Consider the following 12,657-nt stretch of genomic DNA (forward strand, 5'->3'; position numbering starts at 1 on the left):
GTTTTCTTTTACTACCAGTCAATGCCTTGCTGTGCCTGAATCCCTGTATCAAAAGCGTGTTTAACTGGCCGCATTTCGGTCACGGTATCGGCCAGCTCCGTAATGCTGCGATGACAACCGCGACCAGTAATAATAACACTTTGCTGAGAAGGACGCTGACGAAGGGCTGTAAGCAGCGCCTCTAACGGCAGATAGTCCATGCTGACCATATAAGTTATTTCGTCAAGAATGACTAAATCCAGGCTGCTGTCGGCTAACATACGTTTAGCGTGCTGCCAGACTTCCAGACAGGCATCGGTATCAGCCTGACGATTCTGCGTTTCCCAGGTAAATCCCGTTGACATCACCTGAAATTCAACGCCATGTTGCTCAAGTATATTGCGCTCGCCGTTGGGCCATTCGCCTTTAATAAACTGGATTGCGCCGACACGCTTGCCGTGCCCACAGGCACGCAATGCCGTACCAAATGCCGCGGTCGTTTTACCTTTACCATTACCAGTAAATACCATCACGATGCCGCGCACGTCGGTTGCGGAGGCGATACGTGCATCGACTTGCTCTTTTAGACGCTGCTGACGCTGCTGATGACGATCCTCATTCATTATTCGGCCGCCCCTGCTTTTCGACCCGGTTGAGCATCGAAACTGATGCCGGTTTTACGGCGGCTGTCATCACCCATTAAATAAAGGTAGAGCGGCATCAAATCGCCTGGGGTTTTTAGCTTTTTAGCATCTTCCTGCGGAAAAGCGCTGGCACGCATTTTGGTACGCGTTCCGCCAGGATTAATGCAGTTTACCCTTAAATGATGATTTTTATATTCGTCGGCCAGCACCTGCATCATGCCTTCGGTGGCAAACTTCGACACCGCATAAGCTCCCCAGCCGGAACGTCCGGTTCGGCCAACGCTGGAAGTGGTAAAGACCAGTGAACCCGCGTCAGATTTCAACAGCAGTGGCAGTAAGGCCTGGGTGAGATAGAAGGTCGCATCCACATTGATTTTCATCACCTGCTGCCAGATTTGCGGGTCGAGTTCCGCCAGTGGGACAATCTCACCCAGAATACCGGCATTGTGTAACACCCCATCTAGATGGGAAAATTTTTGCGCTAATTGTTGTCCAAGCTGCTGGCAGTTCTCAGGCGTTGCCTGCGCCAGATCGAAAACTATGTGATGAGCAGGACGTTTATTTAGCTGGTTAATGGCGTTTTCAGTTTGCTGCAGTCGCTCAGGGTTGCGGCCTAATACAATCACTTCCGCGCCGTAGCGCGCGTAGGTCAAAGCAGCTTCACGGCCAATGCCGTCAGATGCGCCAGTAACTAAAATAATTCGGTTATTGAGCAGATCGCTTTTCGGTTGATAATGCACAGCGGATTCCTCTGGCGAAGGTCAAAGTGTTTGTGTTTTATGCCTCAATTTCCTGTCGTGTGCAATCATCGACAGGCGCATTCTGTGCCAGGTGCTGGCATTTCAGGCGACGGGTATAGGTAAAACGGTTAAACTAGCCTATTGTCTTTAATTCTCTGTTTACTAAGGCGATGCAATGGATCTTCTTTCAAATTACGGACTTTTTCTCGCAAAAATAGTGACGGTAGTGATTGCCGTTGCGGCGATCGTGCTGATCATTTTAAATGCGGCGTTGCGTAAACGCGGTCAAAGCGGACAGCTGCGTCTGACACATCTGGGTGATGATTATCAGCAGATGAAAGAAGATTTGCAGCTGGCGAAGATGAAACCACAGGTGCAAAAGCAGTGGTTAAAAAATCATAAAAAAGCCGAAAAGCAGAAAGCCAAAGCGGAAAAACGTGCGGCAAAACAGGGTGAAAATGAAACGTTAAAGCCAACGCTGTACGTTATTGATTTTAAAGGCAGCATGGATGCCAGCGAAGTGGCTTCGTTACGTGAAGAGATTTCTGCCGTTCTGGCCGTCAGGCAAACTGGCGATGAAGTGTTGCTGCGTCTGGAAAGCCCTGGCGGCGTGGTACACGGTTATGGATTAGCCGCTTCACAGCTGCAACGCCTGCGTGATGGCGGTCTGCGCGTGACGGCAGCGGTAGACAAAGTTGCCGCCAGCGGCGGTTATATGATGGCTTGCGTTGCGAATCGCATTGTCGCCGCGCCTTTTTCTATCATTGGCTCGATTGGAGTCGTCGCGCAAATCCCTAATTTTAATCGTTTGTTAAAACGTAATGATATTGATGTGGAGCTGCACACGGCCGGTCAATATAAGCGCACGCTAACGTTGTTTGGTGAAAACACGGAAGAAGGTCGGGAAAAATTCCAGGAAGATCTTAACGAAACGCATTTGCTGTTTAAGGATTTTGTCCACCAGATGCGCCCGACACTGAATATTGATAACGTGGCAACCGGTGAACACTGGTATGGACGCCAGGCGTTGGCTCTCGGTTTGATTGATGAGATTGGCACCAGTGATGATCTTATTATTCGCCAGATGAAGTCTTTTAATGTGTTAGGCGTGCACTATGCCCGTCGCCGTAAAATGATTGATCGCGTCACGCATAGCGCAGGTTCGGTGGTTGAAAATTTAATTTTAAAACTTTGGCAACGTGGCGAAAAGCCCCTGTTGTAATAGTAAAACAGCAGGGCAAGACCCGGCGAAAGCCGGGTTTTTTATGCGATGAGGTTATTCCAGATGGTATTGAGCGGATAACACGACCGCGAGATATTTAAAATGTTAAATACCGCCATGGTTTTTTGTGTAGGAACCTCATCTGCATCGAGAAAAAAGGGCCGTGGAACATCAGAACCTCACCTTGTTGCACAACATCGGTCGCTTCCTGACCGGTAAAATAATCCTCATGTTTTTTGATCAGGATGTTTGCTTTTTCCAGTAACGCACGGCGTGTAATAGTCTGGGTATTATTCTGCATATGTTCACGCCTTTTTTGACAGCACCTTAATCCTTTCTATATTACTTGCGAGCCCCATTGTTCGACAAAGGAACGCTGGGGCTGAAAAATTGGCGCTAATTTGGACAGAGTGCTATTTAAGTTGCGTAACGGATTTTATCAGGTAGAGTGTGGGCGATTCAGATTTCAGGGAGATCGCACCGGGATGTGTGATTTTGTCAGGCATAAAAAGCGCTTTTTATCATAAAGTTGCACAATGCCAGTCTGTCTGACCTGAGATTGATCCCGCCGCCTTGAAAAGTTAAACAGGCGCAGCAATATTGAACCCGTTGGGTTTTTGGGCATCAAATCTTCTCCCGTTTAGCAGGACGATTTCATTAGGTAAAGGTAAATATGGGTAAAGCACTCGTTATTGTTGAGTCCCCGGCAAAGGCCAAAACAATCAATAAATACCTCGGCAATGACTACGTGGTTAAATCCAGCGTCGGTCATATTCGAGATCTGCCGACCAGTGGTTCAAACACCAAGAAAAGTGCTGACGCCTCGACAGATAAAAAAGTTAAAAAGGTTAAAAAAGACGAGAAGGCCGCCCTGGTCAGTCGCATGGGCGTCGATCCTTATCATGGCTGGGAAGCTGATTATCAAATTCTGCCAGGTAAAGAGAAAGTTGTCGCGGAACTTAAAGCGCTAGCTGCTAATGCTGACCACGTCTATCTCGCAACCGACCTTGACCGCGAAGGGGAAGCCATTGCCTGGCACCTGCGGGAAGTGATCGGCGGAGATGATAAGCGCTTCAGCCGCGTAGTGTTTAACGAAATCACCAGGAATGCGATTCGTCAGGCGTTTGAAAAGCCCGGCGAACTGAATATAGACCGTGTAAATGCTCAGCAGGCGCGTCGTTTTATGGACCGCGTGGTGGGTTATATGGTGTCTCCGCTGCTGTGGAAAAAAGTGGCGCGTGGTTTATCGGCGGGTCGCGTGCAATCCGTTGCCGTACGTCTGGTGGTAGAGCGTGAGCGCGAGATAAAAGCGTTTGTGCCAGAAGAGTACTGGGAATTACGTGCCAGTCTCGCCACGCCGAAAGGGGACGATTTACCGATGGAAGTCACGCATTATGCTGACAAAGCCTTCCGTCCGGTTAATCGTGAACAGACCCACGCCGCCGTGGCGCTGCTGGAAAAAGCGCGTTATGAAATCGTAGACCGTGAAGATAAACCGACCAGTAGCAAACCTGGCGCACCTTATATTACTTCCACGCTACAGCAGGCAGCCAGCACCCGACTGGGTTTTGGCGTGAAGAAGACCATGATGATGGCGCAGCGCTTATATGAAGCGGGTCATATCACCTATATGCGAACTGACTCGACCAACCTGAGCCAGGACGCGGTTACAATGGCGCGTGGCTATATTGAAAGCAACTTTGGCAAAAAATATTTGCCGGAGTCTGCTAATACCTACGCCAGCAAAGAAAATTCTCAGGAAGCGCACGAAGCGATTCGCCCTTCTGATGTGGATGTGGTTGCTGAAAAACTCAAAGATATGGAAGCGGACGCGCAAAAGCTGTATCAGCTGATTTGGCGTCAGTTCGTTGCCTGTCAAATGATGCCAGCGCAATACGATTCCACCACCCTTACAGCCACCGCTGGCGACTATAAATTGAAGGCCAAAGGGCGCACGCTGCGTTTTGATGGCTGGACTAAAGTTATGCCCGCGCTGCGTAAGAACGATGAAGATCGCACCTTACCTGCGGTGAATGTTGGTGATGTGCTTGATCTGCAACAGCTGATGCCAGGCCAGCATTTTACCAAGCCGCCAGCACGTTTCAGTGAAGCCTCTTTGGTGCGTGAGCTTGAAAAGCGCGGAATTGGCCGTCCTTCCACTTATGCTGCAATCATTTCCACTATTCAGGATCGCGGTTACGTGCGCGTTGAAAACCGGCGTTTCTATGCGGAAAAAATGGGTGAAATCGTTACCGATCGTCTGGAAGAGAACTTCCGCGAATTGATGAATTATGATTTCACCGCGCATATGGAAAACAGCCTTGATCAGGTTGCAAATAACCAGGCGCAATGGAAAGCGGTGCTTGATAACTTCTTTAGCGATTTTAGCCAGCAGCTTGACCAGGCAGGAAAAGATCCTGAAGAAGGCGGCATGCAGCCAAATCAGATGGTGCTGACATCCATTGATTGCCCGACCTGTGGACGCCAGATGGGGATTCGTACTGCCAGTACCGGTGTTTTCCTGGGATGTTCAGGCTATGCGCTGCCGCCGAAAGAGCGTTGCAAACAGACCATCAATCTGATTCCAGAAAATGAAGTCCTCAATATTCTGGAAGGTGACGATGCCGAAACCAATGCGCTACGTGCTCGTCGTCGTTGCCAAAAATGTGGTACGGCAATGGACAGTTATCTGATCGATAATCAGCGCAAATTGCATGTCTGCGGTAATAATCCAGAATGTGACGGCTACGAAATCGAGCAGGGCGAATTCCGGATTAAAGGCTATGATGGCCCGATTGTTGAATGCGAAAAATGTGGTTCTGAAATGCACCTGAAAATGGGGCGTTTCGGTAAGTACATGGCCTGCACCAATGATGAATGTAAAAATACCCGTAAGATCCTGCGTAACGGCGATGTTGCTCCGCCAAAAGAAGATCCTGTTCCGTTGCCAGAGCTGCCATGCGAAAAGTCAGACGCTTATTTTGTCTTGCGCGATGGGGCTGCGGGCGTGTTTCTGGCTGCTAACACGTTTCCAAAATCACGCGAAACACGTGCGCCGTTAGTTGAAGAGTTACAGCGTTTTAGCGATCGCCTGCCTGAAAAATTGAAATATCTGGCAGATGCTCCGGCTGCTGACCCAGAGGGAAATAAGACGATGGTGCGCTTTAGCCGCAAAACTAAGCAGCAATATGTCTCTTCTGAAAAAGAGGGCAAAGCGACCGGCTGGTCAGCGTTTTATATTGATGGCAAATGGCAGGAAGCCAAAAAGTAATCTCTCCAGGCCAGCTTTCGCTGGCCTTTTTCTGAGCCTTATATCAATCCGTTCTACATTTGACTGTTAAATGATATAGTGGTTATAGCATTTCCGACCTTTCTGATACCTGGCATTCAGCACTTTATTAAGGCGACATTACGTCAGCCGGGGATGCGGCTCTGTAACTTACCGGGATGGAACAGATATGAAATTACAGCAGTTGCGTTATATCGTCGAAGTGGTTAATCACAATCTTAATGTATCTTCAACGGCAGAGGGTCTCTATACCTCGCAACCCGGCATCAGCAAACAAGTCCGTATGCTAGAAGATGAACTAGGCGTACAAATCTTTGCCCGAAGTGGCAAACATTTAACTCAGGTGACACCGGCTGGCGAAGAGATTATCCGTATTGCCCGCGAAGTTTTGTCGAAGGTTGATGCCATTAAGTCAGTAGCGGGCGAGCATACCTGGCCTGATAAAGGTTCGCTATACGTCGCAACCACTCATACACAAGCTCGCTATGCACTACCTGGCGTAATCAAAGGCTTTATTGAACGTTATCCACGTGTTTCGCTACATATGCATCAGGGTTCACCCACGCAAATTGCAGAAGCCGTGTCGAAAGGGAATGCTGATTTTGCTATTGCTACTGAAGCGTTGCATCTCTATGACGACCTGATTATGTTGCCGTGCTATCACTGGAATCGCGCGATTGTCGTTACGCCAGATCACCCTTTAGCAGGAAAAGCGCAGGTAACGATTGAGGAGCTGGCAGATTATCCGCTGGTAACCTATACGTTTGGCTTTACGGGTCGCTCTGAACTTGATACCGCCTTCAATCGGGCAGGGTTAGTGCCACGTATTGTTTTTACCGCAACCGTTGCAGACGTCATCAAAACTTACGTTAGATTAGGATTAGGCGTAGGGGTGATTGCCAGTATGGCCGTTGATCCTGTATCTGATCCTGACCTGGTCAGGATTGAAGCTGCTGAAATTTTCATAAACAGCACCACGAAAATTGGCTTTCGCCGCAGCACCTTTCTGAGAAGTTATATGTATGATTTTATACAACGTTTTGCCCCTCATTTGACCCGTGATGTGGTGGACGCTGCGGTTGCATTACGTTCAAATGAAGATATTGAAGCGATGTTTAAAGACATCAAATTGCCATTTAAATAATTGCGTTATTCATTAATATTACTAAAGGCCGCTTGAAGCGGCCTTTTTTACGGCTAGCAGTTAGCGCCAGCCTAATGTCGAATTTTTTTTATTATTTTTTGTAAATGAAACATCGGTCACATGTTTCCTTACTGCTGTTCCTTAAATGCGAATTAGTACACATTTTTTGTGTTAGCGCTTTGCGGCCTACCAGGAATATTCCCATACTCTAGTTAAAACAGGATGTGAAACCGCGCTTTATCAGGATCTGAATTTAAAACTTTAGTTTTAGCTGGCACTAATAACAATTTAAGCCAAATTTACAATGTAATGTTTTAATTAAAATGCTGCGCCGAAGTTAATGATTCCTTAAGTTATTCGGCCATTTTGATAAATAGCGTTAATCGTTGTGTTCAATAAAAATAACTGGATTTTTGGTCTTAACGAGTTTAGGATTCATCCTAATTCTTTATCGGCATTAACAATCATTTTATTGAGAGTGATTATAAAAAACTATGACTACGAGACTGACTGTACAAACGGGATTCCCGACTAAAAGTACCAAGGTTGAGCGTTCAGGCAATACTCGCCGCAAAGCCTGGTTAACTGTATTTGCTGCTTCTGCACTGTTCTGGGTAGTCGTAGCTTTAATGATCTGGCGTATGTGGGGCTAAGCTATGTGGGCAAACACACTCAACCATAAACGTTCTCTGACAGCGCGCCAGCACAAGCCTTCTGCCTGTAAAGCAAAAGAGCCAGTCGCGAAGCAGGAAGGAACGGCAATCCCGGTTTCCTGGGAGTTGAGTGATACCCAGCGTAACTTCATCGAATCCTTCATGGATCCGAAAAGTAAATAATGCAGTAAGCCGTAAACAATTATTTATTAATCTATTCGTCTCTTCTTTCCGGTTATTCCGGCGGGTACGTTAAAAACCCATCCTCACGCTCAGCATAAAAGATGTCGTCCATAACGGGATAAGCACATAACTTTTTGCGCCGTTTTCGGCGGGAGTGAACCTATGAACATTATCAAACTGTCCTGGCTTAGCGCCTACGCCTTTTCTCTGGCGTTTTGGTCTGCAGCTGTATGGATCGCATTTTAATTTGAATTAAATCACCTCTTTCTGATGCCTCGTAGCTACTACGGGGCATTTTTGTTTACATTAGAAGGTAGCAATCTGTGGTGTAATCAAAACGTTAACGGAATTGTGGTCTATATTTAACATAAACCTTATTATCGCTGAGGTTTAAAGATCATGATTATAAAGGAGGAGCTATGCCGTTAACCCTACGAGAGCAAAGTCAGGAAACATTACAGGCCGACAACCAAACCTATCATTTTTTTAGCCTGCCACGCGCTGCACAACACCTCGGTAATATTGATCGTCTCCCTAAATCCATGAAAGTTTTACTGGAAAACCTTTTGCGCTGGCAAGACGGCGATTCCGTGACGGCAGAAGATATTCAGGCAATTGTTGACTGGCAAAAGACAGCCCACGCCGATCGTGAAATAGCCTATCGTCCGGCGCGCGTATTGATGCAGGATTTTACCGGCGTTCCCGCTGTGGTCGATCTGGCAGCCATGCGTGAAGCGGTTAAACGTTTTGGCGGCGATGTAGCAAAAGTGAACCCGTTATCTCCGGTTGATTTGGTCATTGACCATTCGGTAACGGTTGACCATTTTGGCGATGATGATGCCTTCGAAGAGAACGTTCGGCTGGAGATGGAACGTAACCATGAACGCTATGTCTTTTTACGTTGGGGCCAAAAAGCTTTCGACAAATTCCGCGTTGTGCCGCCGGGCACCGGGATTTGTCACCAGGTTAACCTGGAGTATCTGGGTAAATCCATCTGGCACGAAAATATCGACGGTAAAGAATATGCCTGGCCGGATACCTTAGTTGGCACCGACTCGCATACGACAATGATCAACGCGCTTGGCGTTCTGGGCTGGGGCGTGGGGGGAATTGAGGCTGAAGCCGCAATGCTGGGTCAGCCGGTATCAATGCTGATCCCGGACGTAGTAGGCTTCAAGTTAACCGGCAAGTTGCGGCCCGGTATCACCGCAACAGATTTAGTTCTGACCGTAACGCAAATGCTGCGTAAGCACGGTGTGGTAGGGAAGTTTGTGGAGTTTTATGGCGATGGCCTGGCCGATTTGCCGCTGGCGGATCGCGCAACGATTGCCAACATGGCTCCAGAATACGGCGCAACCTGCGGCTTTTTTCCGATTGACGAAGTTACGCTGAGTTATATGACTTTAACGGGTCGGGAAGCAGAACAGGTGGCGCTGGTTGAAGCCTACGCTAAGCAGCAGGGGATGTGGCGTAATGCGGGCGATGAACCTGTATTTACCAGCACCTTAGCATTAGATATGAATGATGTTGAATCAAGCCTGGCGGGGCCGAAGCGTCCACAAGATCGCGTTTCGCTGGGGGATGTTCCTGCCGCTTTTGATGCCAGCAATGAGCTGGAAGTGAATCAGGCGCAAAAAAACCATAAAACTGTCAATTATACCGATAGTGAAACAGGCTTAAGCCATGCGCTTACTGACGGCGCGGTGGTCATCAGCGCGATAACGTCTTGTACTAACACGTCTAACCCCAGCGTTTTAATGGCGGCCGGTTTGCTGGCGAAGAAAGCGGTCGAGCGGGGCCTTAAGCGTAAGCCGTGGGTCAAAGCGTCGCTGGCTCCCGGATCTAAGGTTGTTTCGGATTACCTTGCTGTGGCGCAGCTAACGCCTTATCTGGATAAACTGGGCTTTAACCTGGTGGGGTATGGCTGTACGACCTGTATCGGTAACTCCGGTCCGCTGCCTGATGAAATTGAATCCTCGATTAAAGAAGGCGATTTAACCGTTGGAGCAGTACTGTCCGGCAATCGTAACTTTGAAGGCCGTATTCATCCCCTGATAAAAACAAACTGGCTGGCTTCGCCGCCGCTGGTGGTGGCGTATGCCCTGGCGGGGAATATGAAGGTTAATCTGCAAACCGATCCCATCGGTAACGATCGTAACGGACAGCCGGTTTATCTTCAGGATATCTGGCCTTCCCCGGAAGAAATCTCAACAGCCGTTCAGCAAGTTACCAGCGACATGTTTCATAAAGAATATGCCGAAGTCTTTGATGGCACGCCGGAATGGCAGCAGATTAAAGTCAGTGAAGCTGCTACCTACGACTGGGATGAAGGCTCAACCTATATCCGCCTTTCCCCCTTCTTTGATGATATGGAAAAACAGCCGAAGCCAGTTCAGGATATTAAGGGCGCGCGCGTACTGGCAATGCTGGGCGATTCCGTTACTACCGACCATATTTCGCCAGCAGGCAGTATTAAAGCGGAAAGTCCAGCCGGGCGTTATTTACTGGCGCATGGTGTTGAGCGCAATGATTTCAACTCCTACGGTTCGCGCCGTGGTAACCATGAAGTTATGATGCGCGGTACGTTTGCCAATATCCGTATCCGTAACGAAATGGTGCCTGGCGTAGAAGGGGGTTATACCAGGCATCATCCTGATGGCGAACAGTTAGCAATCTATGATGCTGCAATGAAATACCAGGATGAGGGGATTCCCCTGGCCGTCATTGCCGGTAAAGAGTACGGTTCAGGCTCAAGTCGTGACTGGGCAGCGAAAGGGCCACGTCTGCAGGGCGTTCGTGTTGTCATTGCCGAATCGTTTGAACGTATTCACCGCTCAAACCTCATTGGTATGGGGATTTTGCCGCTGGAGTTCCCGGTGGGTACGACACGTAAAACGCTGGGATTAACCGGCGAAGAGTTAATCGATGTTGAAAATCTGGAGCAGTTGCAGCCAGGCTGCACGGTTAACGTCACCTTAACGCGGGCTGATGGCAGTAAAGACATGCTTGAAACCCGATGCCGTATAGATACAGGTAATGAACTGACCTATTACCGTAATGATGGCATTTTGCACTATGTGATTCGTAATATGCTCAACGAATAAAAAAGCCGGGGTTCGTTGCAGAACCCTGGCTTTTTTACATCAAGACTTCGGCAGTAAATGTCCCATCTTGGCTGCTTTAGTATCGAGATAGTGCGAATTTTTCGGATTGCGGCCCACAATCAACGGCACACGCTCAACGATATTAATGCCGGCTTCCGATAAGATCTCTACTTTGCGTGGATTATTGGTTAACAACCGGACTTCATTAACCCCAAGCAGTTTAAACATGTCTGCGCAGAGCGTGAAATCGCGTTCGTCAGCGGCGAAACCCAGTTGATGATTGGCTTCAACGGTATCGTAACCTTTATCCTGCAATGCGTAAGCGCGAATTTTATTCAGCAGGCCAATATTGCGACCTTCCTGGCGATGGTAAAGAAGCACACCACGACCTTCTTCAGCAATCGCGTTTAAGGCTGCTTCTAGCTGGAAGCCACAGTCGCAACGCAAACTAAAAAGCGCATCGCCCGTCAGGCACTCCGAATGGACGCGCGCCAAAACCGGATCGTTATCATTAATCTCACCAAAGACCAGCGCGACATGGTCATGGCCGGTTGCCAGTTCTTCAAAACCTACCATCAGGAAATCTCCCCATGGCGTTGGCAGTTTGGCTTCTGCCACCCGTTTAAGCTGCATGTGACTCTCCAGAACCTTCAGCGGATGCACTATCATCATGATAGCGCCGGGCGAGTGTAGCCCGATAAACGTTAATATTGTGCCACAACCCACAGGTAGGCTGGTAATCTGTCAGAGCGATTGTAGTGATAAAGCACAATTATCCAATCTGCAATGGTTATGTTATTCTTTTTTAAGCTAAAGTTATTCGCCTGACGCTAATCTGGCCCTGTAAAAGGAAAATGGATGTATAAGATTTTGCGCCGCACCACGGTAGGGCTGCTGCTGCTTTTGATTATGCCGCTAACAGTGTGGGTTTCTGGCTGGCAATGGCAACCCGGCGAAAGCGGTACGGTATTAAAATTTTTATTTTGGATGACTGAAACCGTCTCCAGCCCGTGGGGGACATTAACCAGTTTGCTTTTAAGCGCGTGGGTAATGTGGTGTCTGCGCTTTCGCTGGAAGCCTGCGATTTTGCTGCTGTTGATTATGAACGTCACTATCCTGACCGGACAGTACACTAAATCTTATATCAAAGATCGGGTTCAGGAACCGCGTCCGTATGTGGTGTGGCTGGAACACAGTCATGATCTGGACGATAAAGCGTTCTATGCGTTAAAGCGCAAACAGCGCAGCCAGAGGGTGGAAACATTGATGGCAGACGATACGCTGTTACCGGCCTGGCTAAAAAGACATTGGGCGCACGAAACCGGCTTTGCATTTCCTTCGGGACATACTATGTTTGCCGCCAGCTGGGCATTACTGATCGCTGGATTACTGTGGCCACGTCGGCATTACAAAACGGTAGCAATAGTGTTCTTGTGGGCCAGCGCCGTAATGGGCAGCCGTCTGTTACTCGGTATGCACTGGCCGCGTGATTTGGTGATGGCGACGGGATTGTCATGGTTGCTGGTGACCATCGCAACCTGGCTGGCGCAGCGTTTCTGCGGGCCGCTTAGCTTGCCTCCTGGTGAGCAAAATGAAGTCGCACAACGCAAGCCTGAATTGTAATTCCACGCGTCGGCTTCATATTTTTGATTGCGCTTGCGTAAAAACGAATCGTCCGGTGCTGCTGGCAGCAGCATTT

Annotated in this window: 10 protein-coding genes and 1 pseudogene; 7 read left to right on the forward strand and 4 right to left on the reverse strand. The window is 48.5% G+C overall.

The window, feature by feature from the left end:
- Positions 1 to 11: 11 nt before the first annotated feature.
- Both cobO and QRY16_RS00905 read right to left on the reverse strand, forming a co-directional pair.
- Positions 12 to 602, reverse strand: coding sequence for a cob(I)yrinic acid a,c-diamide adenosyltransferase (cobO, locus tag QRY16_RS00900; RefSeq protein WP_289775309.1), 591 nt, complete (start codon positions 600 to 602; stop codon positions 12 to 14).
- Complete coding sequence (locus QRY16_RS00905; RefSeq protein WP_193404324.1) at positions 602 to 1,363, reverse strand: YciK family oxidoreductase; 762 nt, start codon at positions 1,361 to 1,363, stop codon at positions 602 to 604. The genes cobO and QRY16_RS00905 overlap by 1 nt, the downstream gene beginning before the upstream one ends.
- A 175-nt stretch (positions 1,364 to 1,538) precedes the next feature.
- Here QRY16_RS00905 and sohB point away from each other — a divergent pair, with 175 nt between their 5' ends.
- Entirely contained in the window at positions 1,539 to 2,585 is a 1,047-nt protein-coding gene (gene sohB, locus QRY16_RS00910) for a protease SohB (RefSeq protein WP_289775310.1), read from the forward strand.
- 54 nt (positions 2,586 to 2,639) lie between these two features.
- On the opposite strand, the pseudogene QRY16_RS00915 reads toward sohB, so the two are convergent.
- A pseudogene (locus QRY16_RS00915) lies at positions 2,640 to 2,886 on the reverse strand (DUF2498 family protein).
- 372 nt (positions 2,887 to 3,258) lie between these two features.
- Here QRY16_RS00915 and topA point away from each other — a divergent pair.
- From topA to acnA, 5 genes are all read left to right on the forward strand, one after another.
- Complete coding sequence (gene topA / locus QRY16_RS00920) at positions 3,259 to 5,856, forward strand: type I DNA topoisomerase (RefSeq protein WP_289775311.1); 2,598 nt, start codon at positions 3,259 to 3,261, stop codon at positions 5,854 to 5,856.
- 187 nt (positions 5,857 to 6,043) lie between these two features.
- Positions 6,044 to 7,018, forward strand: coding sequence for an HTH-type transcriptional regulator CysB (cysB, locus tag QRY16_RS00925; RefSeq protein WP_289775312.1), 975 nt, complete (start codon positions 6,044 to 6,046; stop codon positions 7,016 to 7,018).
- Positions 7,019 to 7,512: 494 nt separating this feature from the next.
- On the forward strand, positions 7,513 to 7,671 hold the full coding sequence (locus QRY16_RS00930) for a YmiA family putative membrane protein (RefSeq protein WP_193404320.1): 159 nt from the start codon (positions 7,513 to 7,515) through the stop codon (positions 7,669 to 7,671).
- A gap of 3 nt (positions 7,672 to 7,674) precedes the next feature.
- A complete protein-coding gene (locus QRY16_RS00935; RefSeq protein WP_193404319.1) occupies positions 7,675 to 7,854 on the forward strand; it encodes a YciX family protein in 180 nt (59 codons plus the stop codon).
- Positions 7,855 to 8,273: 419 nt separating this feature from the next.
- Positions 8,274 to 10,958: an aconitate hydratase AcnA gene (gene acnA / locus QRY16_RS00940; RefSeq protein ID WP_289775313.1), complete on the forward strand. Its 2,685-nt coding sequence runs from the start codon at positions 8,274 to 8,276 to the stop codon at positions 10,956 to 10,958.
- A gap of 39 nt (positions 10,959 to 10,997) precedes the next feature.
- Here acnA and ribA read toward each other — a convergent pair whose 3' ends face one another.
- The gene (ribA, locus tag QRY16_RS00945) at positions 10,998 to 11,591 is read right to left on the reverse strand and encodes a GTP cyclohydrolase II (RefSeq protein WP_193404373.1); all 594 of its coding nucleotides are present in this window, start codon (positions 11,589 to 11,591) and stop codon (positions 10,998 to 11,000) included.
- 225 nt (positions 11,592 to 11,816) lie between these two features.
- Between ribA and pgpB the strand changes: the two genes are divergently transcribed.
- The gene (pgpB, locus tag QRY16_RS00950) at positions 11,817 to 12,581 is read left to right on the forward strand and encodes a phosphatidylglycerophosphatase B (protein WP_193404317.1); all 765 of its coding nucleotides are present in this window, start codon (positions 11,817 to 11,819) and stop codon (positions 12,579 to 12,581) included.
- Positions 12,582 to 12,657: the final 76 nt, after the last annotated feature.

This window comes from Mixta mediterraneensis (assembly GCF_030283135.1).
In the GTDB taxonomy this organism is placed as follows: domain Bacteria; phylum Pseudomonadota; class Gammaproteobacteria; order Enterobacterales; family Enterobacteriaceae; genus Pantoea; species Pantoea mediterraneensis.

What these genes read in the sequence shown, in the direction of transcription:
- cobO (WP_289775309.1), bottom strand. Translation starts at nt 602, where the DNA reads ATGAATGAGGATCGTCATCAGCAGCGTCAGCAGCGTCTAAAAGAGCAA.
- sohB (WP_289775310.1), top strand. Translation starts at nt 1,539, where the DNA reads ATGGATCTTCTTTCAAATTACGGACTTTTTCTCGCAAAAATAGTGACG.
- topA (WP_289775311.1), top strand. Translation starts at nt 3,259, where the DNA reads ATGGGTAAAGCACTCGTTATTGTTGAGTCCCCGGCAAAGGCCAAAACA.
- cysB (WP_289775312.1), top strand. Translation starts at nt 6,044, where the DNA reads ATGAAATTACAGCAGTTGCGTTATATCGTCGAAGTGGTTAATCACAAT.
- QRY16_RS00930 (WP_193404320.1), top strand. Translation starts at nt 7,513, where the DNA reads ATGACTACGAGACTGACTGTACAAACGGGATTCCCGACTAAAAGTACC.
- QRY16_RS00935 (WP_193404319.1), top strand. Translation starts at nt 7,675, where the DNA reads ATGTGGGCAAACACACTCAACCATAAACGTTCTCTGACAGCGCGCCAG.
- acnA (WP_289775313.1), top strand. Translation starts at nt 8,274, where the DNA reads ATGCCGTTAACCCTACGAGAGCAAAGTCAGGAAACATTACAGGCCGAC.
- ribA (WP_193404373.1), bottom strand. Translation starts at nt 11,591, where the DNA reads ATGCAGCTTAAACGGGTGGCAGAAGCCAAACTGCCAACGCCATGGGGA.
- pgpB (WP_193404317.1), top strand. Translation starts at nt 11,817, where the DNA reads ATGTATAAGATTTTGCGCCGCACCACGGTAGGGCTGCTGCTGCTTTTG.